We start from the raw sequence: 26,478 nt of genomic DNA, 5'->3' as shown, positions 1-26,478 counted from the left end.
TCATGGGAATCATCTCTGGGATAGGAAAAAATTTTAAATCGATTTCTAGATACAATCAAATTCTAAAAGTCCTAATAAAATACGGATTTGAAGATTTGGTGTATTACTTAGAAGAGAATAAACAATATACCTTTATTCAAAAACTCATTCCGAAAGCTTCACGTAAACATGCTAGAAAATTTAGTAAATGGGCCAAAATGCGTTTGGTATGTGAAGAGCTGGGACCAACATTTGTGAAATTTGGTCAAATCTTGAGTAATAGACCAGATTTAGTCCCTCTAGAATTAACCTTTGAATTAGAACAACTTCAGGACAATGTCCCTCCAATGCCGGAAAATGAAGCTAAACATGTCGTAGAAACCGAATTAAAAGGTAAAGTTGAAGAGCTATTTGCTTGGTTTGACCCACAGCCTTTTGCCTCTGCTTCAATGGCCCAAGTGCATAAAGTGACATTACATTCTGGAAAACGCGTCGCTCTTAAAGTTCAGCGCTCAGGCATATTCGATATCATTACTGAAGACATTAAAGTGATGTATAAAATTGCAGAAGTTTTAGAAAACCGAATGCCTTCCATAAAAAGTTTTGACCCTATAGGACTGGTTAAAAATTTCGAAGAGTCAATTCTTAAAGAAATAGATTTTATAAACGAATCTATCAATGTACAGCGTTTTTATAATAATCTTGAAAATGACGAGTCTTTAGATCAGTTTGCCAAAGCACCTATAGTATATCCAGAATTTACAACATCAAAGGTTTTAGCTTTAGAATTCATTTCAGGAATTAAAATTGATCAAGTGGAAGCACTTGAACTTAAAGACTATGATATAAAGGTTATCGCTAGACGATTGGCTACAAGCTACTTCAAACAAATATTTGAGTATGGTTTCTTCCATGCCGACCCACATCCAGGAAATTTATTAGTCATGCCGAATGGGCATATTTGTTATCTAGATTTTGGCATGATGGGAAGTATGTTACCGAGAGACATTTCCATTTTCGGAAAATTGTTCATTGCTATTACTGAAAAGGATGTCAAACGAATCATACAAGCCTTGCAACAATTATCAAATAATGCACCTATTGAAGACATGAGAGATTTGGAATTTGATATCAATGAATTCGTAGAAAAATATTACGTGCGGGATGTGCATGAGAACGAAATGAGTACCATACTTCTAGAACTCAAAGATATTATTATAGCTCATGGTTTAAAAGTTCCAACCTATTTCTTCCTTTTTGCGAGATCTTTAGTGACTCTAGAGGGCGTCATTAGTAAATTACATCCAGAATTAGAACAATTTGATATTGTAAAACCCTATTTAAGAAAAAGTGCTACACGAAAATACAACCCGATTCTTATTGGTAAAAAAGTGGCGAATTCCTTCATAGAACTTACAGATTATATGGAAGAATTTCCAAGAGATTTAAAGAATGCCATTAGAAAGATTAATTCAGGAAAAGTAAAAGTTGATCTTACACACAAAGGAATGGATCCTATGATTCATACCATGCAGCGCATAACCAAACAACTCATTACAGCTTTTATTATGGTTGCCTTAATCATTGGAGCAGCCTTATTTATTGTGTTTGAAGTTAAACCGTTATGGAATGGTCTATCATTACTTGGCATAACTAGTTTCATACTATCGATAGTCTTAGGTTTAGGAATGGTAATGAACATCAAAAAAGGAGACTACGACAGGTAGCTATTGAGACTATAAATTCGCATAAAAAAAGTACAATATTGATAATTGTACTTTTTTTATGATACCACTAAAAGTTTAGACCTTAGAAAAGGCTTTTTTAAAATGATCAAATGCTTCGGAAATTTCATGTTGAAAATGTTCGAATTTGGTCTCTTCTTTTTTCTTTCCATACTTTCCTTTAAACTTATTGATAAACGCATTAAAGTCTTGCTTCCCCTTCTCAAAGGTCTCTTTGCTTTTAACTTTGTCTTCACTAAATCGTTGTTCTAAAATTTCTAACTGAATTTTAAACTGCTCAATTTCAATAAGCGCTAATGCATACATTCTGTTCAAGGTATCATTGGTTCTAATTTTAACCTCAATCTCATGTATGGTCGAGAGTATTTCTTTTTTCTGTTTCTTAAAAACTTCTTTCGTTTCTGCCTTTCCGAGTTCTAATTGAACACGAAGCTCATCAAACTTGGTATTAACATCTTCTATTTTCTGTTTAATATCCTTTATTTTAGACTCGCTGTCATGAAGAAATAGATTAAATTTCTTTTTAACCTCTTCATATTTATCCTGAGCTTCAGCTTTACCTAATGCGGCCTGAACTTGAAATTCTTCAAGCTCAACAGCTGTTTTTCTAAGAGCTCCTATTACCTTGTCTACGAAGTGAATATCCTGTTTAGTTTTCATGATTTATATGTTTTATGATGTTATTAAATGTCATAAATTATTCATAGCAACACAATGATAAATATCAGTTAGCTTTTATGATGAAAGGAGTTTAGATATGGATTAAGACGAAACTTCAATAGCAGTCAAATACTACATATTTTTTAAAATTGAAGCATTAGGATTGACCATTATCATTTTATAAGCTTGATGATTGCTATACATTTGAGTAGAATTATATACAATAATGATTGGATTAGATCAAATAAAATCTCAACTAAAAGCTTTCTTCATTGAAGTTGGTGAGTTGACCTATTTCACGAAGCGATTTTTTATTGAAGTGGTGAAACGACCGTTTGAGATGAAAGAGTTTCTGCGTCAATGTTACCATATGGGTAATCGCTCATTGCTATTAGTAGGAATAACGGGATTTATAATAGGATTGGTACTCACCTTACAAACACGTCCAACGCTAATGGAATTTGGAGCCGTATCTTGGATGCCATCTATGGTGAGTATCTCGATTGTTAGAGAAGTAGGCCCCATTATTACTGCCTTGGTTTGTGCAGGACGAATAGGTTCGGGTATAGGCGCCGAGTTAGGCTCTATGCGTGTTACAGAACAAATTGATGCCATGGAAGTTTCTGGGACTAATCCCTTTAAATTTTTAGTTGCAACCCGAGTTCTTGCAGTAACGCTTATGCTACCTTTGCTCGTGCTTTTTGGCGATGCCATTGCACTGTTCGGATCTTTTCTCGTAGAAAATATAAAAGGGAATGTATCATTCATGCTTTATTTCAATAAAGTTTTTGATGCTTTAGAATTTGGTGACATCTTACCAGCAACTATCAAATCCTTCTTTTTTGGATTAGCGATAGGAATTGTAGGGTGCTATAAAGGGTTCTATTGTAAAAAAGGAACAGCCGGTGTTGGTAAAGCAGCTAACAGCGCCGTAGTACTTACATCCTTACTCCTATTTATCATTGATTTTATAGCCGTTTTTGTAACCGATATCTTTTACGATTTATGAACACGCCATCTGAAATATCGACAAGAGACATTGTACTTCAAATTAAAGATCTACGGAAAAGTTTTGGAGACAACCACGTTTTAAATGGTTTTAATATGGAACTGTTTCAAGGCGAAAGCCTCGTCATTATGGGGAAATCTGGCTCAGGGAAATCTGTGATGATTAAGTGTTTGGTGGGTTTAATGGAAGCCGACAGCGGGTATATTAGGGTAATGCATAATGATATTACGGCATTAGATCAGAATGCGATGGATGTCCTGCGTGCCGATATAGGTTTCCTATTTCAAGGTAGTGCCTTATATGATTCAATGACCGTTAGAGAAAATTTAGAATTTCCGCTACGAAGACATACTAAAAAATTTGGTGAACATATCAATACTGAAAAATTAGTACATGAGGCCTTAGAGAATGTAGGATTAGTGAGCGCTATCGACTTAATGCCTTCAGAATTATCTGGAGGTATGAAACGACGAATTGCTTTAGCGAGAACATTAATTCTAAGACCGAAGATTATTCTCTATGATGAACCTACAAGCGGACTCGACCCTATCACAGCTAAAGAAATCATTCTATTAATGAAGGATATTCAAAAGAAATACAACACCTCATCACTCATCATTACGCATGATGTTGATTGTGCACGAGTAATTGCAGATCGGATGATTTTACTCATTGATGGCATCGACTATGCGACTGGTACATTTGCAGAACTATCAACACGAGAAGACCCGAAAATAAAAGCATTTTTTAAACATTAATTATGAAACGTACAAACTCACAAAAACTCAGATTAGGACTCTTTGTTAGTATTGGAACCATACTATTTGTCACGGCCATTTATTTTATTGGACAACGACGAAATATGTTTGATAAAACCTTTACCATAAGTTCTTACTTCCAAAATGTCAATGGATTACAACGTGGAAATAATGTACGCTATTCTGGAATTGATATTGGCACCGTGAAAGATATCACCATGATTAACGATTCTTCCATCCAAGTAGATATGCACATTCAAGAGAAAATCCTTAATCATATCAAAAAAAATGCGATTGCTACTATTGGTTCTGACGGATTGGTTGGTAATATGATTGTTAATATTGTTCCTGGTAAAGGTCCTTCAAAATTGATTAGTAATGGTGATGTCATTGCATCGTATAGTAAAATAGGTGCCGATGATATCCTAAGTACCTTGAGCGTTGGTTCAGAAAATGCCGCTATATTAACCGCTGACCTATTAAAAATCACTACAGCTATGTTAGAAGGTCAAGGTACAGTAGGTCTGTTGTTAAATGATACCATCATGGCTCAGGACCTCAAACAATCAGTCAATAATCTAAGAATGGCAAGCCGAGGTGCCACCAATACCATCAATGAATTAAATACTATAATTTCATCAATAAAAACAAACGACAATACTGTTTTAGGGATGATACTCAACGATTCTATTTCTGGAGAAAAACTTAAAACTGTAGTAAGCAATCTAGAAACATCCAGCAATGAAATTGAAAGTGTATTAGTTAATATTAATGATGTCGTAGATGACTTTAATTCTAGCGATGGTGCATTTAATTATATTGTTAAGGATACCACATTAGTAAATAGTCTCAAATCAACACTCAATAATATCAATAAAGGCACCGATAAATTCAATCAGAATATGGAAGCTCTAAAACATAACTTCTTATTTAGAGGCTACTTTAAAAAGTTAGAACGACAAGCCAAAAAAGCTGAAAAAGAAAAGTAATGAAAATAGAACATTTACAAGAGCGCATCAATGATTACAAAGACTCTATTAAAACTGTAGTCAATAAAAAGACGCTTTGGAACACCAAAACCAAAGCACTAATTAGCAATACCTTAAAAGCCATTTGTAATCAATATGATATTGGTTGGAACGTTCAAGAACTGAAATGGATTGGCACTAATGAAGCCGTAAACATTTCGTTTGATTCATTACCAAAAGAACTTATAGATTGTTCCCGTCAAATTTCAGCTTATCAATTTGTTTCTGGTGGTGCCTTAATGTTTTCTCAAGCCTATAATGGCGATATTAATACGTTTATTTTATTTCCGTTTATAGAACATATTCCATTAGAAAATAGTAGTATGGAGCTGGAAACCTATGATCCGAAAGCAATAAGTGAAAAACTCATCATTGAAAACGTAGATACTTTTTTAAAAGAAATGATTAAATGGGAAGTTCCAATGACAAAACAAAAATTAGGGTATTAAAATAACTTCGTTTTATTATAATCTATGGTTGTTATTTCAACATGAAGCCAATGAAAATCATGCTCTTTTAATTGCCAAATGACGTTACATTTATTTGGAATTTCAATACCGTTAAAGGATTGATGAGAGGTCATAACCACATACCATGTTTCTAGCTTCGCTTTCTCAGTTCCGCCAAAATAACGCTGTGCTTTAAACCCTTCTACTTTGCCTTCCAGATTAAATGTGAACACCCCTGAAACTGTTTGACCTTTGTAAATAAAAGTTGCTTTAGCAATTGTATGATTAATAGATTCCCATGTAATATAATCCCTAAGCGCCATCGAAGGGAACCAACACATCTCACTTAAATAACGAATCATAGCTCCTGTATTGATTTTTAAGTGTTGCTCTTCATTAACAACGGGTATGAGCCCTAATACTTTAATTAACATCGCTCCATGACCGTCTACAAGCTTATCTCGACCCAACAAATGAATCAATGGCATGGCTTTTACATTGGTTTTCCAAATAAAAGAAGCTTTTGTGATATCGCAGTATTGTACAGCTTCAAAGGGCATCCATTTGCTATCAGGCTTAGTGCGCATCTTCCCTTTTTGTTGTAATCTCACAGAGTTCGTCATTATATTGCCAATCACTCCTGAATGAGTTAGCCATCGCTGAACAGGCTTAGGCAAGTGTTCAATATCTTTTTCAGAAATCGTAGTGCGACTTGTTGTAATAGTATTTTTTAATAAGACTTTAGAAGATTCATCAACCATATTATTAAAAGTTGATGTAGCGTATGCGACTATGCTAATGGGTAAAATAAGACTATTTGGAAGTGTTCCAAATTTTGAGTCACTCCAAGTCAAAACGATTAAAATCTGGGAAATTATAACTGCTACAAAAGCTATATAATACCACTGCTTCTGTGTCAAATATTGAATAGTTGCTACCACAAACATGATGAAGACTACTAGCCATATAGCCCCAATAGGTTGAGAAATACCCAGAACTTGTTGATTAATACTTGTTATAAAAAACACTCTAATAAATCCCATGAGATGAATTAGACCATGAATGCTCATTAGTATCGCAAAAGCATACTTCATTATTTTTTGAAGATTACGGTTTTAGTTATCAAAAGCCTAAACAAATAAAATAGTTGATAAGACTAATATAATGACGGCGAAAAGTAATTTTAAATTTAATTGAAATTTCATAATAGCACATTATTAATTCTCTTCTAATGTATCTATTGACATAATTAAACCAAATGATTTTAATCAGTTTGCCAGTAAATTCTTAAAAAAGATTATAATGAGCATAAAAAAATTAGGAGATACCTAAACCTAAAAAGCCTGAATACCAATCAAAAGTAATAGTATTCAGGCCTTAAATGAAACGTTTATAAATTAAGCAGTCTCAGGTTGTTTGGATTTGATCATGGCAATTTTTTCAATCATTTCCGGCACTTTTTCAAACGCAGCAGATAATCCATGAGCTTTGCCAGCTTCAATAAATGATATTTCATCATCTTTACTTACTAAAAAGCCAATAGGCTCAATACCTACACCAGCTCCTGCTCCCATGCCTTCCCCTCGTTTTCCTTTTGCTTCAACACCTTCTCCTCCACCAGAACCAAACCCCATTCCTACTTTAATAACAGGAACGCACTTAAAGTTTCCTAATTCAAATTGTTTACCAACAACAGTTTCTGTATTGGCTTCAGACTTAATAAAATCTGTAATTTTTTCTAATAATTCTTCAAAATGTAAATCCATGATAAAATTTTTAAATGTTAATAAATGATCTAATCAGACGTATTGGTCTGTTTTCTACAAACAACAATACCCTGTTTCTGCCATTAAAATTGACATCAAGCTGACTGCCGCAGTAGAAATTCAAAAAAGCAAAACAGGGATATAATTTGGCATTGGTTATGCAATCTCCCGTATCTATATCCATCTGAAATTGTTTGATTGTAAAAGACCTTAATACTCTAATCACTTTTTTAAGAGACACTGGGTTGTTTTTTTTAATTCTCTTTTTACTCGTTTTACTCTTTTTCTTAATTGTATCACCTTTTGATTTTAACGGATAAAAAGAAAAATCAAAGAAGAGCACCGTAAGATGTATTTTAAAAACTTCAACCTCGTCAGCTTCAATATCTGCTTTGGCTAATCCGCCCACGCGTATATAATATTGATTTGTTGATGTATCGATAAAACAAGTAATTGGTACAAACAACACGTACAAAAACACTAGTAACACTATGATGGAAAATATAAAGAGTAACATGCTTTGCTTTTGCTTCAAAGTAAGTTTAAATTCAAGGCTAAAACAATGATTTTCATCATTTTACAAAAAAAATTATCAAGGACGGTTACATCGAGAATGAGAACTAATATTCTACTGTTTCAGATTCAAAACACCTTACAGCGTCTACAATTGGTTGAATAAGAGATATATCCGCAGTATAAAGCGTTCAAATGATATTAATCATTGTCTTTTAGTATTAAAATCGAGTACATTTAATACGAATTAAAAGACAGAAATGACACCAACTAAGTCGAACTTCCCAAAGTATTATATCGCATTTTTTCCAGTGATAGGAATAGGAATGTTTGTGCTACTTTATATCATAGCTGCATTTAAATATCCAGGGGGTTCATGGGACTCTATTGAACAAAGCGGATTTAGCTTTTGGAACAATTATCTATGTGACTTATTAGATAGTCATGCTGTTAATGGTGCACCCAATGATGCACGTTTATTTGCAAGAGCGGCTCTTGGAATATTGTGTGCAAGCCTATTATTGCTTTGGTATCATCTACCTAAGCTATTTGTCAAAAAAAGTACAAATCTTTGGATTATGAGGCTAAGTGGTTTCTTGGCGCTCATTGTAATGTTATTTATTGCTTCGGAAACCCATGATAGTATTGTCCGAATTGCAGGAGTTTTTGGAGTCATTGCCATCATAAGCCTTATTATTGAACTCCATAAAATTCGTTTTAGAACATTACAACACCTTGGGATATTTTGTGTTATTATTTTTTTTATTAATTATTTCATTTATGAAACAGGTTCATATATACACCTGCTTCCCGTGATTCAAAAAATCACTTTTTCATGTTTTATATTATGGTTTGTATTATTGGCTATTTCATTATATCAACATTTAAAATCGAATTCTATAAAAGACAGTTGAAATGAGAAAAGCGAGTCTAGAAATAATTCAAGCTGAACCCAATAACACTCATTCATATCATACTTAATTCGCTATTATTTATTGTACTTTACTAGATACCAACTTAATATAAATAATGACCCAAGTATAGGTATGAGTAGCGTTATTATAAAAACTAACCATACGAAATTAGAACCTCTAAAGTTCAAGAAGTACACAAAGAACAAACCAAAACAAATAATTAATACGCCTCCAACCATTTCTCTTTTCTAGGCAACAAACACCAAGAACATTAAAACCACCCAAGGCAAAGCGTTAGGGCTGTTTTTTACAATTCCCATTATTCCACCACCATAGCCCTCAGAACCGGACAATAATGCAAATGCGAACAATAGGCTCGCAATTAAAAGCAGTGCATAACGTGCTATATATTTTAATAGATTCGACGTCTTATTTTGGTTTTTAGTATTCATTTTAGGTGTTTTTCCAACGTTCAAGTCTTGGAATCCCTCTTGTCAATAACCAAGCAAGAAATTTTAAAGATTCATTCTCGACCATTTGTTCTTTACAAAATAAATCCATTTCCTTAGCCGTCCCGTTAATTGTAAAGGCACCATTTTCATAGCAAAAACTGCAATATATATGGTTCTTAGACCCATCTAGATTTGTTTCTCCAAAATATGAGTCTTGTTTAATTGGCATGCCACAACTTTGGCAAAACTTATAAGTTTTAGAAGTCGTCATAATATTAAATTATATTATCAGTCTTCATGTCGTCGCATTTTTCCAGTAATGTCTTCTATTCGAATTACAAATACAATTGGAATATCCTTGTATATTTTGCTTGAAAACTGGTTGATGAAGTCCAATTTCCGATGCTCTTTTCTCATGATTAAATCTTTAACACCTAAAGAAAACCCATGAAGATATGCTTTAGCTTCACTTCCTTCTAATTCTTCGTAGTGACCATGCACTAATATGGAGTCCCAAACATTAACAGATTCTATCTCTGAAACTTCCATACAAACAGCGCTATGTTTTCGCATGGCTTTAGTTTTATGACCTTCGGCAGAATACCCCACAATTGCATTAATACGTTCATCAAAATAATATGTGATTGGCGCAATAAATGGTGCGCCTTTGTATAGATAAGCTAAATGACCAATATAATTATTAGTTAGGATATGCAGACATTCCTTCTGTTTTAGACTTCTAATCATGATATATACTTTAATACAGTTAATTCAGAATTAATTCAAGTTTATTAATTGCCAGTTTAGTTATAGGTATAATGTTTTCTGTTTTTGATTCGCCCGTTATGGCATCTACTTCGGTCATCTTATAAGATCCTTCGCCAGATGTTGTTATAACAACAATCCTATCTTTATAGGCTTTTGATCTATTGATAAAATGTTCAACAGAAATTGGTGGTTTCCAGTTTTCCCACGTATGAATGATTAACATGGCGTTATAATCCGTGGGTTCTATAATTTCTAATTCGGAAATATCTATGACATTAATAAAAATGGCTTTTGCTTTGAAATGATTAACTATATGTTGCGTTATGCTATTCTTAAAATCACTGCCTTGTGTGGCAATTAAAAATGTATTGGAAGTATCTACCGACGAATTCACTTGAAATGTCTCGGCTTTATCCATTGAATATCTATACTGATACCAAATACCAAATAACAATAGTAACCCAACGATTGCCAATACTGCGATACGTATTTTTTTTATTCTTGACATGGTCTAACACCTTAATATTCTCCTGTCAAGGTAGTTAATAACCCTTTTTTTTACTATGATAAAAATCAGTTAAAGTATTTAAACACTTCTTAGTTCTATAAGAGTAATCTCAGGGCGCATGCCAAGGCGTCCAGGAAAACCTAACCAACCTAAACCCCTATTAACATAAAGATATTGCCTGCCCACTTTGTACAAGCCTGCCCAATGCTTATAGTTATACTGTATGGGACTCCATTGAAAGCTCTTACGCTGAAATCCTGCTTGCATGCCATGTGTATGACCAGATAATGTGAGATTAATATTTGTTTGGTTCAAGACCTCTTCTGACCAATGTGTTGGGTCATGTGATAATAATATTTTAAAGGGAATATCGCTAGTATCTGCCATCGCTTTATCTAGTTTTCCATATTGTTTAAACGGTGGCTTTCCCCAATTTTCCACACCAATTAAGGCAATGTGTTCATCTTTGCGTGATAAGACTAGTGATGTATTCAAAAGTAGTTTAAAATCAATCGTTTCGTAAAATGCTTTAATAGCTTCAAAATTTTCATTCTTTTCAACCTCGCTATTCCATTCACTATAATCCCCATAATCATGATTTCCTAAAACAGCAAACTTCCCTTCTTGCGCCTTTAAGTTTTTAAACACGCTGTGCCAACCCCGTAATTCCCATGCATAATTATTGACAAGGTCACCAGTAATTAAGATATAATCAGGTTTAAGATGATTAATCTTCTCGATAACTGGACCTAAAATGTGATATCTATAATTAAAACTGCCTAAATGGATATCTGATAGTTGCACAATTTTTAATCCGTTGAATGCTTTTGGTAAATTTTGAAATTTTACTTTCTGATGATATACCTTAAAGCGATAAGCCGATTTAAAAATGCCATAGAGAATGAAGAAAAAAGGAATAAAACCTGATAACAAACCAACTACAGGTACAATAATCAAAGATTCCGTTTCAGAAAAAACACTGTTGGTAAAATATAAAACCGATATAATAATTACAAAAAGGAATTTTGGTACAAATGACGATACTGTAAGTCCGTAAAGTGACGATACCAAAATATGCTTTCGCTTGGGATCCATATCATCCAGTCTGATTTTTAAAATAATAATAGATGCCACTAAGCCAGCAGTAAATATCCAAAACAAGACATGAATGCTCATTTTTAGAGAAGAAGAATTTATAAATTGAGTAATAGATTGTAACCAGTAAAATGCCAGAGTATCCAAACAAACGATAGCTATGCATAATAGGATGATAGTAAAAAGCGAATAGCTTTTCATAATTTATCTTGTTTTAAACGCCGTTTATCTTTTAATGCCCAATAAATACCTTTAACATCAGACGCCCAATTAGGGAACATAAAAATCAAAGTAATCTCTTCAAATGTTTCTAATAATCCAATCACAATCATGATATAGAAAAGTGTATAGTTAGGATCAAAGAACAAAGCGTAAAGAATAAATACACTTTGCATAATCGCCGATATTTTTGCAAGATAAGTATGAAATGCTGTGGCTTTTCCATATTTGAAATAGGCAATGAGCATTTGAACGATATAAGGAATAAAGGCTATAATGATAAGTGTCAAATTTTCCTTTATAAACTCTGTTTCAAAATAGAAGAGTCCTGCCAATCCAATAATAAGTGTTATTTGGTCACCAAAAGAGTCTAATTGAGAACCTCGAGGGCTCGTAATTTTAAGTTTTCTGGCAAGAAATCCATCAATAGCATCTGTAGAGTAACTCACCAACAAAAAGGACGCAAATAACAATTGTTGATCCATCCAAATCAATCCTAATAAGAAAGGAGCTGCTGCTATGCGATAAAATGAAAACCAATCGGCTATATTGTAGTTTTTAAAGGTAAGCATATTCTTCTTTTTTATAAAAGTAAAATATCTGCGTTTTATGAACTATGAGGGTTATCAGTTTAGCATTAAGAATGCATGTACTTAAACATATTGACAACGTATTCTAATATTCGGTTTTAGTCCATTTTAAAACGAAGTAAACGTAAGGCATTTAAAACAACCACTACAGTTGATCCTTCATGAAAAGCGACAGCTACACCAATATTTGTGAGACCAAAAATAGTCACTGGAACTAGCAGTGCTACAACACTTAAACTTATCCAAATATTTTGTTTAATAATTTGCTTTGATTTTCTACTTAAACCTATCACAAATGGTAAATTCTCAATTTTATCAGACATTAATGCGACATCTGCTGTTTCTAAAGCCACATCACTGCCTGCAGCTCCCATTGCAACACTCACCGTACTTAATGCCATTGCTGGTGCATCATTAACACCATCTCCAACCATAGCTATTTTTTTATCTCTTTTGATTAATGTTTGTATTGCAGCGACTTTATCTTCGGGTAATAAATTCCCTTTAACATCGGTAAGACCAATTTGCTTTGCAATAGCATCACCAACATTTTGATGATCACCAGTAAGCATAATCATATGTTTGATCCCAATTTCTCTTAAGCGTTTTAATGTTGCTACTGCCGATTTCCGAGGTGTATCCATAACACTAATTAATCCGATAACCGCCTTATTACAGGCCACAATCATAACCGTGTGTCCATTTTCTAAGAGACCTTTCATTTTAGTCAGAACAAAATCGTCAACCATGATGCCTGAGGCTTCCATAAGTTTTACATTTCCTATAAACACTTCATTATCCTCATAAATCGCACGTATTCCTTTTCCTTGTATCTCATAAACTTCAGAGGCTTCATGTTGAAATTCAATAGCATACTTTTTTATAATATCATTTGCTATTGCTTTGGCGAGTGGATGGTTACTTAAGCTCTCCACTTCAAGTACTAACTTAAGAAATGTGTTGTCATCAAAATTATGAAAAGGAATTATGTTTGTTAGCTGAGGCCTTCCCTCTGTAAGTGTTCCGGTTTTATCAAATGCCATTGTTGTAATTTCCCCCAAATCTTCTAAGGCTTTTCCACCTTTAATTAGAATACCTTTTTGAGCTGCTCGTGCAATACCGCTCAGTACGGCACTTGGTGTAGAGATTGCTAAGGCACAAGGACTAGCCGCTACTAACACTGTTATTGCTCTATATAAACTTGTATTAAAACTTTCATCAATAACTAAATGAGCTAGGCACAGCAAGAACACAACAATTATCACTATTGGAACGTACCATTTCTCGAACTTTTTGGTTAGTCTTTGTGTGGGCGATTTTTGAGTTTCAACTTCACTTACCAGTTTAATTAATCTGGACACTGTAGAATCTTCAGTGAGTTTAAGAACTAAAACCTCAAGGCTATTATCGCCATTGATTGTTCCTGCGAATACAATATGTCTTCTATCAATATCTGTGAACTCAGGTAAGTGTTCTGTATTGGCTATACATGTTTTGTCTAAAGGAATACTTTCACCAGTAATTGGAGCTTGATCTACACTACTACTTCCACTTATGATAACGCCATCTGCTGCAATTTTTGTATTCGGTTTTACAACAATTACATTATTGATTCTTAAATCTTCTATCGGTATTTCTACGAGGGTGTCCTTTTTTTTGACGAGCGCAGTTTTGGGTGATAATTCTCCTAAGGCCTCAATTGACTTCTTGGCTTTATTCATTGCATAATGTTCTAAAGCGTGACCTAAACTAAAAAGGAATAGTAATAAAGCACCTTCTGCCCAACTACCAATATATGCAGCTCCTCCCGCTGCCGAAATCATTAAAAAATCAATATCAAAACCGCCTTTAATAATTTTTTTATAGGCTGCAATAGTGATAAAAAAGGCTCCAAACACGTAGGATATTATATAACTCGACAAAGGCAGCCAATGAGAAAAATTAGATAATGTTTCAATTAAAAAACCAACGAGAAGAAATATACCGCATAAAAAAGCAAAAGAAAGCTCTTTATCTTGTCTAAAGATTTGGTTATCGCTGTGCTCTTCTAGGTTGTGCTGTGCCATTAAAACCTCTTTTTGTTAAATTTAAAAAAATTTATATGAGTTGCTATTCTTTTTATTTTCAAAAAAAAGAAGCAATAAGTTTTAATGAGCAATAGCATTGTTTTTAAAGGTGAACATATTATTTAGTTAAAAATTGGCAATGGACTTTTGCATAACATCATTAGTGATAACATTAAATTTTTATAATGTCTGTTGGAGTTTCTACCAAGATTGCAATATCACCTCTCAACGCAATGGGTTGTTTCATAATTTCAGGATGTTTCTGAATCATCTTAATCCAATCATTTTCTGAGAAATCGTGATGTTCAAACTGACGCGTATATTCTGGATGCTCCTGATTGACAAAATCTTTAACTTCAATTTTCAATCGATTGGCTAGTTCTACTATTTGAGTTCCTGTAAGTTTAGTTTTTAAAATATCAATCTCTTGAATGGGTAATCCTTCTGCTTTAGCGTAGATTAATGTTTGTTTGGCCCTCACCGATTTAGAACTATAATACAAGGTGATTTGACGGTTTGAGGTAGCAATCTGTCCCATGAGGTTTTACTTTATATAATCTACTAAAAATACACTTAAAATAGTCGTCTAAAAATGATTTTCGTCAGCTTAGGTATGCTCAACTTTGATTAGATTTAACTTCATAAATCACGAGCTATCATGCAAAAGAACTCTACATCCATTATTTTCTTAACACTAGGCTTAATTTGGCTTATTGTAGGGCTCTTCATCTATCCAAATTCTGGTGTTTGGCCCTTAGGTATTATCTTCTTTATTATTGGGATCATTATTAAAATTGGATCAGTAAAATTCTAATATGAGACATCGATTAATAAAATCTATAAACAGAAACACAATAGACCATTTTTTTTACCTATGTTGAACATGTCTTGTACATAATTACGTCATTATATCATTTAAAATGATGCTTTCTAAATTCAAAATTAAGGAGTCTTGACAAAGTCTTAATTGATGATTATCATTGTAGCACTGAAGTTAATCAAATACTTTTAAATCATAAAAACACATAATGATGAAAGTATATATTCACCTCCTATTAATTGTTCTATTTACAAGTTGCTCTACAGCCCGAGTAACTGATAGCTGGGTCAATGAAGACTATGTCAATTATCAACCAAAGAAGGTTCTTATAATAGGCTTAACTGACAACCTGAACGGACGAATACTCTTTGAAGAACAATTGAAAAATGAACTCGCCAAAAGAAGCATTCACGCTATTGAAAGTTATACTGTTTTTGAACCTCAATTCACAAGTTCAAAACAATCTGAAAATGATATTGAAAAGGAGATTAAAAGACTCTCGTCAGAAGGTTTCGATACTGTTTTAATTTCTGCAGTAAAAGGCATTGATGAGAAAGTGTCTTATAGTGGAGATAACTTTAGAACGTACTATTATTGGAGACGTTTTGGACGCTATTATTATTTAGCTCAAGATGTTTATTATCTCGAAGGCTATTACTCGAAGTATAAAATTTATCATATCGAAGCGTCTTTGTACAACTTAAAAGAAAATAAGGATAAATCATTGGTTTGGGTTGCTTCGTATGACATTGTAGATCCTAAACAAGTTAATTCAACGGTTACTAATTATGTGACCGCTATTATTAAGTCCTTAGAGGAGAAACAACTAATAAATGAAAAAAATTAAATCATGAAAAGAATAAAAATTATATATATCGTTTTTCTATTAGGGGCTTTCATTAGCCTTGAAAGCTGTGGTCCTATTATTATTTCATCTCAACCAAGCCATCCAACACCGCCTTGGTTCTACCCGAATAGAGTGGTTAATGTGAGGTATGTTTATTTTCCAGAGTATACAATTTATTATGATTTAACCTTAAGAAATTACTTGTATTATGAGAATAATGTATGGATTCGTGTTAACGTATTACCGCCAAGGTATAATGGGCTAGATTTCAGAAGAGCAAGACAGGTTCGTGTTCAAAATTATTTTGATGATAGCATTAGAACGTATCACTCGAATAGAATCGTAAATGAAAAGGGAAGACGAACAACCACAAATAGAAATTAAAATTATGTCGTTCGTTGTCCATCGAATTTAACGTTTAGGTCTGGTATTTTAATAAGTTCTATCGTTGATGACGCCAAAATGATTTTACCTTCAGTGTTTTCTATTGCTAATCTTATTTGGTCATTTAACTTATGTTTTATAGAGCGACGTTTCTTATAGTCTACAATATATCTCAAATTAAATTGTATCCAATTATCAGTAAGAGCAATTGCTAATGTTGGATCTATTTGAGCATCTTCAATATAATATTTATTAACAACGCTTTTCCATTGTGATTTTGAATTGGATGTAAATTCTGAAAGCACCTCTGAAGCTATGTTAATAACGATAGATTTTGCTAAATCTATATCAGACCCATAGCGAATAGGTAAATTAAATTCATCCCAAATAAATGGAAAATCATGAGAATAATTATAAATAGGACCTTTGAATACAAAAGCGTTACTTATTTTCACAATGCGCCCACTGTAATTATCACTACTTACCCATTCTCCAATTTCCATCATAGTGGTGTAAATACTATCCACATCTATGACATCTCCTTTAATTCCATTCATCTCTATTCGATCACCAGGCTTATATACCTGAACAAGAAAAATATACATAGAGCCCGCGATACTCAAAATTAATTCTTGAAGTGTAAAGGCAATTCCTGCCGTAAATAAACCTATAACAATGGTAAAATCTTTTATGGTTCCTGAAAAATAGGTAATCGCTAATATGACTAGTAGGATGTATCCGAAAATTTCGATTCCTTTCTGTGCCTTATAACGTATAACGGTGCTTGATATCCTTTTTTTTAAATAGCGTCTAAGGAGTTTACTAGCCACTAGAATAATAAGCAGTATCATCATAAACTTAATAATACTCCAAACAAAGGGATTGTCTATAATCCATTCTTTTACATGTTCTAGTTCTGTCATTGAATACGGGTTAAAAATGCTCATAAACATTTAACTTATTTTTTAATGTTCGAATTTGAGATTGAAGATGTTCTACCTGTTTTAATAAATTATAAATAGCATCAATCCCTTCTAAATTAATATCCAAATCATAATGCAGACGTATCATTTTTTCAACATCATTTAGCTGATTGGTTTTTAAGTAATTCTCATTTTTAGTAATTATAACCTCAACTAAATCGTACTCATGCAATGCGTTAATAAAGGTTATTGGCACATTATAATGGGTGCAAAACTGTTGAATTGAAATGAAATGTGTAGCATCCATATTATCGCAATTTTGATAGTTCGGTAAATAGTTCTTTTTCTTTTGCAGTAAGCTTTGTTGGAGTTTTTATATTATATGTTATATACAAATCCCCAAACTGTCCTTCTTTTTTATACTTCGGAAATCCTTTCCCTTTGAGTTTTACTTTCGTTCCGTTTTTAGTTTCTGGTTTCACGGTCAGTTTTACTTTTCCGTCAAATGTATGGACTGTAATTTCACCACCTAAAAGTGCCGTATACAAATCTAAATCTACAGCCGCATACAAGTCTTGTCCATTCCTTTTGAATGAAGACGTATTACGTATTGAAAACGCTATATACAAATCACCATTAGGCCCTCCATTAACACCTTTACCGCCATGACCTTTTATTTTGATAACCTGTCCGTTTTCTATACCTGCAGGTATCGTGATGCGTATATTTTTATTATTTACGGTTAAGGTCCGTTTATGAGCAGTATATACGTCTTTAAGGTCTAGTTGTAACTCCGCATTAAAATCTTGACCTCTAAATTTTACCTGTCCGCCATGAGTTCTCGAAGAACCTCCTCCAAACATAGAGCCAAATAAATCGGAAAACTCTTCATCTGTATATCGTCTAGAGCTGCCTTGAGAGCCTTGTTGTTTTGTGTATTGTTTTTGTTGCTGTTTTGCTTTTTCATAATCTTCAGCATGTTGCCAATGCTCACCGTACTCATCATACTTTTTACGATTTTCAGGATTACTCAATACTTCATTGGCTTCATTAATCCTCTTGAATTTTTGCTCTGCTTCTTTATTATTGGGATTTAAATCAGGATGATATTTACGAGCTAGTTTCCGATACGCTTTTTTTATCTCGTTTGCAGTAGCTTTCTTTGATATTCCTAATATTTCATAATAGTCGATAACTGCCATCAAATACGATTTTAGTTTACAATATACTATCAATATCAATCTTATAAAATGACATTGCTCATCTATAAGTTTCGATGATTATACGATGATTTTGCCATCGCCCATTTGAATAATTCTATCCGTTTTATTAGCGAAATCTTCATCGTGTGTTACCACTAATAACGAGAGACCTTTATCATCACTAAGTGATTTAAAAATATTAAAGACATTTTCAGCATTATGACTATCCAGATTACCTGTGGGTTCATCTCCCATGATGATAGAAGGATTATTTATTAATGCCCTAGCTATAGCAACTCGCTGCTTTTCACCACCTGAAACTCGTGAGGCTCTTTTCTTTGCTAAATGTTCAATGTTGAGCATCTTGAGTTTTTCCATGGCATCATGTTCAATTTCCTGAATTGTTTTTTCCGCAAGTTTCTTTGCTGGCAACATGACATTTTCTAAGACTGAAAATTCTGAAAGCAAATAATGAAACTGAAATACAAATCCAATATGTTTATTCCGAAGAAAAGAGAGGTATTCATTGGGCTTTCCTGTAATCAGCTCATTGTTCAAGTACAGTTCCCCTTCATAATCTGTATCCATAGTTGACAAAATATATAGTAAGGTTGATTTACCACAACCTGACTTGCCCATAATAGATGCAAATTCCCCTTCTTTTACTTGGAAGTTAATATCCTTTAGCACATGAAATAACAAAGGCTTTTTAAAGTACTTATTGATATGTTTTGCTTCTAATACAATACTCATTTCACTGTCCTCTAATAATTTTAACTGGATCAATTTTTTTAGCCTTTTTAGAAGGTAAATAACCCGCCAAAAATGTTGAAAACAATGCAAACACAAAGCCTATAACAAAGAATAACGGATTCATATTTATAGGATAGGTTTCTACTGTTGGTAATGCTTCTGTTTGAAATGGAACGGTCCCAATAAGTTTGGCTAAAACATAGCCTATAATTAAGCCTAGCACACCTCCAACCAACCCAATAATCATAGCTTGACTCATAAAGATGAGTTGTACGTCCTTGCCTGAGAAACCCGTAGCCTTCAATATAGCGATATCGTTCATTTTCTCATAAATTAGCATATTTAGAATATTATAAATGCCAAATCCGGCTACAATAAGCAGTGTAATTGACACCGCATATGTAATAAGATTTCTTATCGTTGTCCCTGTTTCAAACTGTGCATTAGCTGTTTTGATATCAATAGCTTTTAAATCAAATTGTTGCTCTATTCGCCTAGCTAATGGAACCGCTTCCTCAATATCATAAAGTTTGATATTTATGTCTGTGATGTAATTGTTTGCTGCCCCAAGTATTCGTTGAACTGTTTTTACGTTGGTAAAGCTTTGAATGGCATCTAAATCAGCTATACCACTTTGATAAAACCCTACAATTTTTAATGGAAAGATGCCGCCATTAATTGGGCTAACTTGAACACGATCACCAACTTTCAGTGACATTTTCTTTGCGATGCCTATTCCTAAGAGAATACTGTTATCTGTAGTTTCTAAAGCCTGAGCTGAACCCTCAACAATATAGTCACCCATATTGAAGTATTTTGCTTCATTTAATGGATTTATTCCTGTAAGGTTACCACCCAATTCTATAGATCCAGCGATATAAAATATTTGTGTTTTTACTTGTGGAAGGGCTGCTCTAACGTCATCATTCTCTTCTAAATAATTAATAATAGGTAGAGCATTGTGTATTTTTTTCGGACTTAATTTGGGTTTGATAGAATGCACAACATTAAAACTACCTCCAACCTCTTCATACAAAGAAATGGGCTGTTGTTTAGACGGTTCTATCTCATTATAAACATGAATATGTGGGGTTTGATTTAATATTAAATCATCTAACATCGCATTCAGTCCTGTCATAAAGCACACTAAAGTGATATATGAGCCAATACCAAAAGTGACACCAAGTGCGGCAATAGACGTCTGTTTAATTTTCGTCAGTAAATGTGTTTTAGAGATGTTCAGTATAACGTTCCAGTTTGCCATTATTCTGGTTTATAAATATAGGTGCCTTTAGAAAGTCCCGATTGGATTTCAACGTATTCCATATTTTGTAATCCTGTGGTAACAGTTATAAATCCGTTATCTGTTTTTACCTGATTACCATCCATAAGATAAGCGACTGGAATCGTAAGCACTTTTTCTTTTGTGGCGATAATGATATTACCTTCACCTGAGAGCCCTGGATACAACACGTCTGGTGCTTGTATAAAGGTCGCCTCTACTTTAAATGTTTGATTACGTTCGTCTTTTTTTGGATATATCTTAGAGATATGTCCTTTAAATACCTGATTCGCATAGGCGTCTAATTTGATGACAAGCTCCTGTCCTTTTTGTAATCGCACAATATCTACCTCATCAATCAGTAATTCAATGATAAAGTTAGTTTCACTTCCTATAACTGCAATGGGCTCCATAGTATTAACGATTTCACCAGGCTCTTTAAATAAGGCATATACCTTCCCATTAATTTTGCTTTTAACTGTAAAATCTCTCGTATTAATAAGTGTAGATTGATAATTATTTTGCGCCTGAATTAAGGCTGTACGCAATTCATTCTGAGTTCTATTGTATGTATTATGAAGGAGTCTTAGACTATTCTGGGAGAGTTCATAATTTAGCTTTTTAGTATCATACGTCACTTTTGAACCGATATTTTGATCCCAAAGTTTTTTTTGCCTGAAATAGTTAAGGGAATCATTTTTATACTTGAGTTCGACTGCATGGATCTGATCTTTTATACCCTTTAAAATTGCCGAACTGCCGTTATAATTTTGTTGCGCTAATTGCAAAGTTAATTTAGCATTATCACTATTGAGTTTTGGTGTGTTATTGATGATTTGGATGAGCGCTTGGTCTTTATGAACCCGTGTTCCTTCTTCTACTAAATTCTGATCTAATATGCCAGCTACAATCGCATATACTTGGTATAAACTATCGGGTTGAATCGTGACTGATGCGTACACCGATTCTACGAGATCTCGCTCTGTTGGAAGAATTTTATCTTGTGTGTTGTTACAACTAAATAGAACAAAACAAAACAAACTAATGCAAACAAATTTTGTCATATGCTATTCTATTGAAATTAAAGTCCATGTAGCATCATCATTCAAATGTGCATACAAGGTATTTGAAATATATTTAGCACGTATGGTTGGAGGACATTTTAAGAATTTTTTATCCAAAAGCACATTATATCGTTCAGGCGTTACATAATGTAAAACACTACCATTAGTATCAATCGCTGCCTCAAGATATTTATCATAAGCTACGTTTTTGTCTAAGGCGTCATTCTTGCCAACGTATTCCTTCATTAACTCTAAGACAACTGCACGTCCATTTTCAAAATTTGTTGCATTTAAATATTGAGGTTCAATGATAATATTCCCCAACACATCTATATATCCAAAGTAAGAGATGCCATTTTCTATTTCACTAATTAGGCAACGTTGGTTCTTAAATACGGGGTAACTATCATCTCCAAAAGGTGTCGCCACCAAATCACTTCTAAAATTGATAGCTAACTCACCTTTCTCATTTATAAATGCCCATTCATTATTTTTTTTTACTGCTGCCAATCCGTCATAAAATGGAGAGACAAAATCTAATCCCTCGAGAGGCTGTGCTGCGGTGATAAAAGGTATCAACAAAGCACATAATAATAAATTTTTAAGTGTTTTCATGACCATGTTATTTAATGTTAACGACCAAATATAGTGTTGTTAGCACAATCATAAAATGATATCCATCATAGTTAATACACACGACTATGCAAGCTATACAGACTGATTTCATGTGACACTTATTTTCAGTAATTGACATGCCTTTCTTACATAAAATTCGTAACTTTAGACTTAAAGATAAGTCCAATTATGTTTCCTCAAGATCAAGAAATATTTAACATCCTATTGGCCTCTATTTCAGAGGGAGTGATTATCGTGGATCATCAACAAAACATTGTAGAAATCAATAGCGCAGCAGAGTATATTTTTGGCTATGATAAAAAAGAAATTATCAATAAAAATTTAAATCTGCTCCTCCCTTCAAACTATCACGATAAGCACGACGCACATTTTGAACGTTTTATTAAAAAAGGTAAAGCGCGCAGCATGGGTAAAGCTCGTGATATTTATGGTCTAACTAAAACAGGGGATATCATTGAAATTGAAGTCGAACTAAATCCGTTCGAGGTATATCACAAAAAATATGTACTGGCTTTGATTAAAGATATTTCAGAAATAAAACAAACTGAAAAAGATCTCATGCTAAAAAGCAGTGCTTTACAATCTGCTAATAATGGAATTATCATCACTGACGCCCTTAAAAAGGATAATCCCATTATTTATTTTAATCCGGCATTTCAAAAACTTACAGGCTATTCTAGTAAAGACATCCTCAATCAAAATTGTCGGTTTTTGCAAGGAGATGATAGAGATCAAGAACCACTAAAAGTCTTGAGAAAAGCTATAAAAAAAGGAGAGAGCTGTCAAGTTACTATTCGGAATTATAAAAAAGACGGCACCCCATTTTGGAACGATTTATACATCATGCCAATTGTAAATAAAAAAGGAGTACTCACCCATTTTATTGGTATACAAAATGATGTCACCAAACGAAAAGTAGCAGAAGCAGAACGAAATCATTTTGCTAATATATTTCATGAATCACTCAATGAGATATATGTAATACATGCTGAAACTTTAAAATTCTTAAACGTTAATAATGGTGCACAGCAAAACCTTGGCTATAGCTTAGAAGAGCTAGTACATATGACACCAATCGATATTAAACCTCATTATAATGAAGTCCAGTTTAGGAAAGAAATTTCTCTATTAGAAAAAGACAATGTAGATAAAATAGAATTTGAAACCTTACACCAACGTAAATCTGGGAGCACATATCCTGTAAGTATCCATCTGCAGCGCACAACTTTAGGTGATCAGAATATTTACGTGGCCATATGTTTAGACATTACAGAACAGAAAAACTATACCAAACGATTAGAACAAACTGTTGGAGAACGCACACAAGAATTAAGAGTGGCACTGGCATCAGAGCGTGAACTAAATGAATTAAAAACTAAATTTTTATCTTTAGTGTCTCATGAATTTAAAACTCCGTTGAGTGCTATACAAACCTCTGCGATTTTACTCAGCAAATATACTTTAGAAGCGCAACAACCTAAACGAGATAAGCATATCAAAACAATTTCAGATAAGATTAATTACCTCAATAATATTATTAATGATTTTCTGTCTCTTGAAAAAATAGAAAAAGGGAAAGTGAATTATAAATTCAGTACGTTTAAAATAAGTAAAGTAATTAATGAAGTGGTTTATAATGCCAATATGCTTTTAAAAGATGGTCAACACATCAATTACCCAGATAACATAGACGATTTATCCTTATATCAAGACGAAAAAATACTAGAACTAGCACTCACCAATCTCGTTAACAATGCGATCAAGTACTCATCAGAACACACTATAATAGACATTGACATCCAACAAAACGATGAGCTTACTATTTTAAAAGTCAAAGACAATGGTATCGGTATACCTATAGCTGATCAAAAACATATTTTTGAACGCTACTTTAGGGCAGAAAATGTGCTATTGACCCAAGGTACTGGTATCGGACTTAATATTATCAAGGATCATATTGAAAATTTAAACGGTAACATTTATTTTGAGAGCAAAGAACATAACGGATCCATATTTACGATTGAATTACCCAATAAAGCAAAATAATGAGAAAAGTACTTTTAATTGAAGATGATCAAGTATTGCGTGAAAATACAGCCGAAATTTTAGAACTCGCAAGCTATAAAGTTGTTACAGCTTCAAATGGTAAAATTGGGGTCGACAAAGCAATCAAAGTCATTCCCGATATTATCATTTGTGATATCATGATGCCCGTTTTAGATGGTTATAGTGTACTTGAACAACTCGCAGCAAATAAAATGACAAAGCATATTCCTTTTATTTTTCTTTCGGCCAAAACCGAACGGCAAGATGTTCGTAAAGGGATGAATTTAGGCGCCGATGATTACATCACAAAACCTTTCTTTGAAGATGAATTAATAAGTGCTATTGAAAGTCGGTTAGCAAAAGTTTCTATATTAAAAGAACAGCGTGAATCAACAATTACGCAGCCTATCAAGCAAGAGGATGAACTCAAAACCTTAAACGATTTAAAGAATTATTTTGATGATAATGGTGAGAGTTTCAGTTATAGTAAAGGCGACGTTATTTATTCTGAAGGCCAAAGTTCAAGTTATATATACCTTATTTTAAAAGGTTTGGTGAAATGCTACATTTTTGATGAAAAAGGGAAAGAATTAACTACAGCTTTACATAAAGAAGATGATTTATTTGGATTTACCTCCTTTACTCAAAACATCCCTTATCAAGAAACTGCCACAGCCTTAAAAGACACAGAAGCTGTTGGAATCACAAAAAGTGAATTACGTAAAATTTTAGACTTAAATCACAAAGTCACTTTAGAATTGATACAATTATTAACCAATGATTTAACAGGAATTAAAGACCAATTATTACAGATGGCTTATAGTTCTGTTCATAAAAAAACAGCTGCTACGATTGTGAAATTTGCCCAAAAAATGAATCCACGACCTGAAGACCCAATAAAGATTTCGCGTAGCGATCTCGCTAGCGTTGCGGGCATAGCTACAGAAACCTTAATTAGAACCATGACAGATTTTAAAAAACAGGGACTTATTGAAATGGAAGGTAGAAATATAAAAATTGTCGATCTAGAATCGTTACAACATATGTATTAATACAAAGAATTTATACCGAAAGATGATAGATATCATTTTATAAAATTAATCTACTACTTAGTTTTGTTGCATGAGAGACAAGATGAAAATAGATTGAAGATGAAGAATGTTTTACTACCCACAGATTTTTCAGAAAACTCATGGAATGCCATAGAGTACGCTATTAAATTTTTTGAAAACAAAACGTGCAATTTCTATGTACTACATGTAAATACACTTGATAATTTAATTGTTGGTGACACCGCTTATATCCCTACACAACAAGAGATTGAAAATATATATATCAACCCTTCTAAACTTAAACTCAGAAAGATACTTAAACGTATTAGTGATACGTTTAAGACGAACAAAAATCATAAATTCTATACGCTTACAGACTATAGTTTTATAATAGAATCTATTAGAAAACATGTTGATGAGAAAAGAATAGATATAATCGTCATGGGTACTAAAGGTGCTTCTGGTTTAAAGGAATATATTATTGGAAGCAATGCTGGTGATGTCATTACAAAAGTCAAATGCACCACCTTGATTGTTCCTGAAAACGCAAAATATAAGCAATTAAAAGAGTTGGCTTTCCCTACTGATTTTTCAATGTCTTATGATATACAAACCTTACAACCCATTTCAGAATTAGTACAGAGTAAACATGCTTATTTACGAGTTCTCCATATCACAAAAAAAAATGCAATATTGAATATGGAACAAGAAAGCAATAAAGAAATATTAGAAGACTTTTTTGATGGCATTGATCTTAGTTTTCATTACTTAACCAATAATAAGGTAGAAGATGCCATCCAATGTTTTGTAGAAAGTCGAGATATTGATATCATAGTAATGGTGGCAAAGAACCTCAATTATTTTCAGCATATCCTATTTCACTCAAGAGTAGAAAAAATAAGCTATCATACGCTTATTCCATTTTTAGTATTACACGAATAGAAATCAAA

At 33.2% G+C, this 26,478-nt stretch carries 31 protein-coding genes; 12 read left to right on the top strand and 19 right to left on the bottom strand.

Going from position 1 to position 26,478, the window contains the following annotated elements:
* Positions 1-2: 2 nt before the first annotated feature.
* Positions 3-1,706, top strand: coding sequence for an AarF/ABC1/UbiB kinase family protein (locus BLT57_RS07890; RefSeq protein ID WP_091424578.1), 1,704 nt, complete (start codon positions 3-5; stop codon positions 1,704-1,706).
* A gap of 75 nt (positions 1,707-1,781) precedes the next feature.
* On the opposite strand, the gene BLT57_RS07885 is transcribed toward BLT57_RS07890, so the two are convergent.
* Positions 1,782-2,384, bottom strand: coding sequence for a hypothetical protein (locus tag BLT57_RS07885; RefSeq protein ID WP_091424575.1), 603 nt, complete (start codon positions 2,382-2,384; stop codon positions 1,782-1,784).
* 226 nt (positions 2,385-2,610) lie between these two features.
* Here BLT57_RS07885 and BLT57_RS07880 point away from each other — a divergent pair, with 226 nt between their 5' ends.
* Genes BLT57_RS07880 through BLT57_RS07865 form a run of 4 tightly spaced genes read left to right on the top strand, consistent with a single transcriptional unit; the run spans position 2,611 to position 5,628 of the window.
* On the top strand, positions 2,611-3,393 hold the full coding sequence (locus BLT57_RS07880; RefSeq protein WP_091424571.1) for an ABC transporter permease: 783 nt from the start codon (positions 2,611-2,613) through the stop codon (positions 3,391-3,393).
* Entirely contained in the window at positions 3,390-4,151 is a 762-nt protein-coding gene (locus tag BLT57_RS07875; RefSeq protein ID WP_091424568.1) for an ABC transporter ATP-binding protein, read from the top strand. Before BLT57_RS07880 ends, BLT57_RS07875 begins: the two co-directional genes overlap by 4 nt.
* Before the next feature lie 2 nt (positions 4,152-4,153).
* Positions 4,154-5,140, top strand: a complete 987-nt coding sequence (locus BLT57_RS07870) for an MlaD family protein (protein ID WP_091424565.1) — start codon at positions 4,154-4,156, stop codon at positions 5,138-5,140.
* Complete coding sequence (locus BLT57_RS07865) at positions 5,140-5,628, top strand: hypothetical protein (protein ID WP_091424562.1); 489 nt, start codon at positions 5,140-5,142, stop codon at positions 5,626-5,628. The genes BLT57_RS07870 and BLT57_RS07865 overlap by 1 nt, the downstream gene beginning before the upstream one ends.
* On the opposite strand, the gene BLT57_RS07860 is transcribed toward BLT57_RS07865, so the two are convergent.
* The 3 genes from BLT57_RS07860 to BLT57_RS07850 form a co-directional block, all read right to left on the bottom strand.
* Entirely contained in the window at positions 5,625-6,722 is a 1,098-nt protein-coding gene (locus tag BLT57_RS07860; protein WP_091424559.1) for a DUF6544 family protein, read from the bottom strand. The two genes, BLT57_RS07865 and BLT57_RS07860, sit on opposite strands and share 4 nt — an antisense overlap.
* A gap of 303 nt (positions 6,723-7,025) precedes the next feature.
* Complete coding sequence (locus BLT57_RS07855) at positions 7,026-7,394, bottom strand: GerW family sporulation protein (protein WP_091424557.1); 369 nt, start codon at positions 7,392-7,394, stop codon at positions 7,026-7,028.
* A gap of 10 nt (positions 7,395-7,404) precedes the next feature.
* Entirely contained in the window at positions 7,405-7,929 is a 525-nt protein-coding gene (locus tag BLT57_RS07850; protein WP_231928652.1) for a hypothetical protein, read from the bottom strand.
* Between the two features lie 238 nt (positions 7,930-8,167).
* Here BLT57_RS07850 and BLT57_RS07845 point away from each other — a divergent pair, with 238 nt between their 5' ends.
* Positions 8,168-8,821 (top strand): hypothetical protein, encoded by a 654-nt coding sequence (locus BLT57_RS07845; RefSeq protein WP_091424553.1) that lies wholly within the window; start codon positions 8,168-8,170, stop codon positions 8,819-8,821.
* Between the two features lie 248 nt (positions 8,822-9,069).
* Here the strand turns inward: BLT57_RS07845 and BLT57_RS07840 are convergent, their stop codons facing one another.
* From BLT57_RS07840 to BLT57_RS07805, 8 genes are all read right to left on the bottom strand, one after another.
* Entirely contained in the window at positions 9,070-9,273 is a 204-nt protein-coding gene (locus BLT57_RS07840) for a hypothetical protein (RefSeq protein ID WP_091424552.1), read from the bottom strand.
* A gap of 1 nt (position 9,274) precedes the next feature.
* Positions 9,275-9,544 carry a zinc ribbon domain-containing protein gene (locus BLT57_RS07835; protein ID WP_091424543.1) on the bottom strand — a complete coding sequence of 90 codons (270 nt, stop codon included), beginning with the start codon at positions 9,542-9,544 and terminating at the stop codon, positions 9,275-9,277.
* 17 nt (positions 9,545-9,561) lie between these two features.
* Positions 9,562-10,020, bottom strand: coding sequence for a pyridoxamine 5'-phosphate oxidase family protein (locus tag BLT57_RS07830; RefSeq protein WP_091424540.1), 459 nt, complete (start codon positions 10,018-10,020; stop codon positions 9,562-9,564).
* A gap of 19 nt (positions 10,021-10,039) precedes the next feature.
* Positions 10,040-10,549: a hypothetical protein gene (locus BLT57_RS07825; RefSeq protein WP_157717143.1), complete on the bottom strand. Its 510-nt coding sequence runs from the start codon at positions 10,547-10,549 to the stop codon at positions 10,040-10,042.
* A 78-nt stretch (positions 10,550-10,627) separates the two neighbouring features.
* A complete protein-coding gene (locus BLT57_RS07820; protein WP_231928651.1) occupies positions 10,628-11,725 on the bottom strand; it encodes a metallophosphoesterase in 1,098 nt (365 codons plus the stop codon).
* A gap of 116 nt (positions 11,726-11,841) precedes the next feature.
* On the bottom strand, positions 11,842-12,435 hold the full coding sequence (locus tag BLT57_RS07815; protein WP_091424532.1) for a CDP-alcohol phosphatidyltransferase family protein: 594 nt from the start codon (positions 12,433-12,435) through the stop codon (positions 11,842-11,844).
* Positions 12,436-12,551: 116 nt separating this feature from the next.
* Entirely contained in the window at positions 12,552-14,519 is a 1,968-nt protein-coding gene (locus BLT57_RS07810; protein WP_091424529.1) for a heavy metal translocating P-type ATPase, read from the bottom strand.
* Positions 14,520-14,691: 172 nt separating this feature from the next.
* Positions 14,692-15,057, bottom strand: a complete 366-nt coding sequence (locus tag BLT57_RS07805; protein WP_091424526.1) for an arsenate reductase family protein — start codon at positions 15,055-15,057, stop codon at positions 14,692-14,694.
* 120 nt (positions 15,058-15,177) lie between these two features.
* On the opposite strand from BLT57_RS07805, the gene BLT57_RS14055 reads away from it, so the two are divergent.
* From BLT57_RS14055 to BLT57_RS07795, 3 genes are all read left to right on the top strand, one after another.
* Complete coding sequence (locus BLT57_RS14055) at positions 15,178-15,333, top strand: hypothetical protein (protein ID WP_157717142.1); 156 nt, start codon at positions 15,178-15,180, stop codon at positions 15,331-15,333.
* A 217-nt stretch (positions 15,334-15,550) separates the two neighbouring features.
* Positions 15,551-16,186, top strand: a complete 636-nt coding sequence (locus BLT57_RS07800; protein ID WP_091424524.1) for a hypothetical protein — start codon at positions 15,551-15,553, stop codon at positions 16,184-16,186.
* Positions 16,187-16,189: 3 nt separating this feature from the next.
* Positions 16,190-16,570, top strand: coding sequence for a hypothetical protein (locus BLT57_RS07795; protein WP_091424522.1), 381 nt, complete (start codon positions 16,190-16,192; stop codon positions 16,568-16,570).
* A 2-nt stretch (positions 16,571-16,572) separates the two neighbouring features.
* Here BLT57_RS07795 and BLT57_RS07790 read toward each other — a convergent pair whose 3' ends face one another.
* The 7 genes from BLT57_RS07790 to BLT57_RS07760 form a co-directional block, all read right to left on the bottom strand.
* Positions 16,573-17,493 carry a mechanosensitive ion channel family protein gene (locus BLT57_RS07790; protein ID WP_091426704.1) on the bottom strand — a complete coding sequence of 307 codons (921 nt, stop codon included), beginning with the start codon at positions 17,491-17,493 and terminating at the stop codon, positions 16,573-16,575.
* A gap of 10 nt (positions 17,494-17,503) precedes the next feature.
* Entirely contained in the window at positions 17,504-17,800 is a 297-nt protein-coding gene (locus BLT57_RS07785; RefSeq protein WP_091424518.1) for a chaperone modulator CbpM, read from the bottom strand.
* Position 17,801: 1 nt separating this feature from the next.
* Positions 17,802-18,695: a DnaJ C-terminal domain-containing protein gene (locus BLT57_RS07780; protein ID WP_091424515.1), complete on the bottom strand. Its 894-nt coding sequence runs from the start codon at positions 18,693-18,695 to the stop codon at positions 17,802-17,804.
* Between the two features lie 78 nt (positions 18,696-18,773).
* The gene (locus tag BLT57_RS07775; protein ID WP_091426702.1) at positions 18,774-19,448 is read right to left on the bottom strand and encodes an ABC transporter ATP-binding protein; all 675 of its coding nucleotides are present in this window, start codon (positions 19,446-19,448) and stop codon (positions 18,774-18,776) included.
* 1 nt (position 19,449) lies between these two features.
* Positions 19,450-20,712: an FtsX-like permease family protein gene (locus BLT57_RS07770; RefSeq protein WP_091424512.1), complete on the bottom strand. Its 1,263-nt coding sequence runs from the start codon at positions 20,710-20,712 to the stop codon at positions 19,450-19,452.
* Positions 20,712-21,794: an efflux RND transporter periplasmic adaptor subunit gene (locus tag BLT57_RS07765; RefSeq protein WP_091424507.1), complete on the bottom strand. Its 1,083-nt coding sequence runs from the start codon at positions 21,792-21,794 to the stop codon at positions 20,712-20,714. The genes BLT57_RS07770 and BLT57_RS07765 overlap by 1 nt, the downstream gene beginning before the upstream one ends.
* 3 nt (positions 21,795-21,797) lie before the next feature.
* Positions 21,798-22,409 carry a WG repeat-containing protein gene (locus BLT57_RS07760; RefSeq protein WP_172827438.1) on the bottom strand — a complete coding sequence of 204 codons (612 nt, stop codon included), beginning with the start codon at positions 22,407-22,409 and terminating at the stop codon, positions 21,798-21,800.
* Positions 22,410-22,598: 189 nt separating this feature from the next.
* On the opposite strand from BLT57_RS07760, the gene BLT57_RS07755 reads away from it, so the two are divergent.
* From BLT57_RS07755 to BLT57_RS07745, 3 genes are all read left to right on the top strand, one after another.
* The gene (locus BLT57_RS07755) at positions 22,599-24,476 is read left to right on the top strand and encodes a PAS domain-containing sensor histidine kinase (RefSeq protein ID WP_091424501.1); all 1,878 of its coding nucleotides are present in this window, start codon (positions 22,599-22,601) and stop codon (positions 24,474-24,476) included.
* Positions 24,476-25,528 (top strand): response regulator, encoded by a 1,053-nt coding sequence (locus BLT57_RS07750; RefSeq protein WP_091424497.1) that lies wholly within the window; start codon positions 24,476-24,478, stop codon positions 25,526-25,528. The genes BLT57_RS07755 and BLT57_RS07750 overlap by 1 nt, the downstream gene beginning before the upstream one ends.
* Positions 25,529-25,627: 99 nt before the next feature.
* On the top strand, positions 25,628-26,470 hold the full coding sequence (locus BLT57_RS07745) for a universal stress protein (RefSeq protein WP_091424493.1): 843 nt from the start codon (positions 25,628-25,630) through the stop codon (positions 26,468-26,470).
* The last annotated feature ends 8 nt before the right edge of the window (positions 26,471-26,478 follow it).

The organism is Formosa sp. Hel1_31_208 (assembly GCF_900104785.1).
In the GTDB taxonomy this organism is placed as follows: Bacteria; Bacteroidota; Bacteroidia; order Flavobacteriales; family Flavobacteriaceae; genus Psychroserpens.
Note: the sequence above shows the minus strand (reverse complement) of the source record. Positions and strands in the feature narration are given on the sequence as shown.

Excerpts from the sequence above, each read along its gene's own strand:
- BLT57_RS07785 (WP_091424518.1), bottom strand. The coding sequence starts at position 17,800 with ATGGATGCTACACATTTCATTTCAATTCAACAGTTTTGCACCCATTAT.
- BLT57_RS07840 (WP_091424552.1), bottom strand. The coding sequence starts at position 9,273 with ATGAATACTAAAAACCAAAATAAGACGTCGAATCTATTAAAATATATA.
- BLT57_RS07790 (WP_091426704.1), bottom strand. The coding sequence starts at position 17,493 with ATGACAGAACTAGAACATGTAAAAGAATGGATTATAGACAATCCCTTT.
- BLT57_RS07750 (WP_091424497.1), top strand. The coding sequence starts at position 24,476 with ATGAGAAAAGTACTTTTAATTGAAGATGATCAAGTATTGCGTGAAAAT.
- BLT57_RS07800 (WP_091424524.1), top strand. The coding sequence starts at position 15,551 with ATGAAAGTATATATTCACCTCCTATTAATTGTTCTATTTACAAGTTGC.
- BLT57_RS07745 (WP_091424493.1), top strand. The coding sequence starts at position 25,628 with ATGAAGAATGTTTTACTACCCACAGATTTTTCAGAAAACTCATGGAAT.
- BLT57_RS07810 (WP_091424529.1), bottom strand. The coding sequence starts at position 14,519 with ATGGCACAGCACAACCTAGAAGAGCACAGCGATAACCAAATCTTTAGA.
- BLT57_RS07770 (WP_091424512.1), bottom strand. The coding sequence starts at position 20,712 with ATGGCAAACTGGAACGTTATACTGAACATCTCTAAAACACATTTACTG.
- BLT57_RS07760 (WP_172827438.1), bottom strand. The coding sequence starts at position 22,409 with ATGAAAACACTTAAAAATTTATTATTATGTGCTTTGTTGATACCTTTT.
- BLT57_RS07855 (WP_091424557.1), bottom strand. The coding sequence starts at position 7,394 with ATGGATTTACATTTTGAAGAATTATTAGAAAAAATTACAGATTTTATT.
- BLT57_RS07845 (WP_091424553.1), top strand. The coding sequence starts at position 8,168 with ATGACACCAACTAAGTCGAACTTCCCAAAGTATTATATCGCATTTTTT.
- BLT57_RS07780 (WP_091424515.1), bottom strand. The coding sequence starts at position 18,695 with ATGGCAGTTATCGACTATTATGAAATATTAGGAATATCAAAGAAAGCT.
- BLT57_RS07865 (WP_091424562.1), top strand. The coding sequence starts at position 5,140 with ATGAAAATAGAACATTTACAAGAGCGCATCAATGATTACAAAGACTCT.
- BLT57_RS07890 (WP_091424578.1), top strand. The coding sequence starts at position 3 with ATGGGAATCATCTCTGGGATAGGAAAAAATTTTAAATCGATTTCTAGA.
- BLT57_RS07875 (WP_091424568.1), top strand. The coding sequence starts at position 3,390 with ATGAACACGCCATCTGAAATATCGACAAGAGACATTGTACTTCAAATT.
- BLT57_RS07830 (WP_091424540.1), bottom strand. The coding sequence starts at position 10,020 with ATGATTAGAAGTCTAAAACAGAAGGAATGTCTGCATATCCTAACTAAT.
- BLT57_RS07795 (WP_091424522.1), top strand. The coding sequence starts at position 16,190 with ATGAAAAGAATAAAAATTATATATATCGTTTTTCTATTAGGGGCTTTC.
- BLT57_RS07765 (WP_091424507.1), bottom strand. The coding sequence starts at position 21,794 with ATGACAAAATTTGTTTGCATTAGTTTGTTTTGTTTTGTTCTATTTAGT.
- BLT57_RS07870 (WP_091424565.1), top strand. The coding sequence starts at position 4,154 with ATGAAACGTACAAACTCACAAAAACTCAGATTAGGACTCTTTGTTAGT.
- BLT57_RS07835 (WP_091424543.1), bottom strand. The coding sequence starts at position 9,544 with ATGACGACTTCTAAAACTTATAAGTTTTGCCAAAGTTGTGGCATGCCA.
- BLT57_RS07820 (WP_231928651.1), bottom strand. The coding sequence starts at position 11,725 with ATGAGCATTCATGTCTTGTTTTGGATATTTACTGCTGGCTTAGTGGCA.
- BLT57_RS07815 (WP_091424532.1), bottom strand. The coding sequence starts at position 12,435 with ATGCTTACCTTTAAAAACTACAATATAGCCGATTGGTTTTCATTTTAT.
- BLT57_RS14055 (WP_157717142.1), top strand. The coding sequence starts at position 15,178 with ATGCAAAAGAACTCTACATCCATTATTTTCTTAACACTAGGCTTAATT.
- BLT57_RS07885 (WP_091424575.1), bottom strand. The coding sequence starts at position 2,384 with ATGAAAACTAAACAGGATATTCACTTCGTAGACAAGGTAATAGGAGCT.
- BLT57_RS07775 (WP_091426702.1), bottom strand. The coding sequence starts at position 19,448 with ATGAGTATTGTATTAGAAGCAAAACATATCAATAAGTACTTTAAAAAG.
- BLT57_RS07825 (WP_157717143.1), bottom strand. The coding sequence starts at position 10,549 with ATGTCAAGAATAAAAAAAATACGTATCGCAGTATTGGCAATCGTTGGG.
- BLT57_RS07860 (WP_091424559.1), bottom strand. The coding sequence starts at position 6,722 with ATGAAGTATGCTTTTGCGATACTAATGAGCATTCATGGTCTAATTCAT.
- BLT57_RS07880 (WP_091424571.1), top strand. The coding sequence starts at position 2,611 with ATGATTGGATTAGATCAAATAAAATCTCAACTAAAAGCTTTCTTCATT.
- BLT57_RS07755 (WP_091424501.1), top strand. The coding sequence starts at position 22,599 with ATGTTTCCTCAAGATCAAGAAATATTTAACATCCTATTGGCCTCTATT.
- BLT57_RS07805 (WP_091424526.1), bottom strand. The coding sequence starts at position 15,057 with ATGGGACAGATTGCTACCTCAAACCGTCAAATCACCTTGTATTATAGT.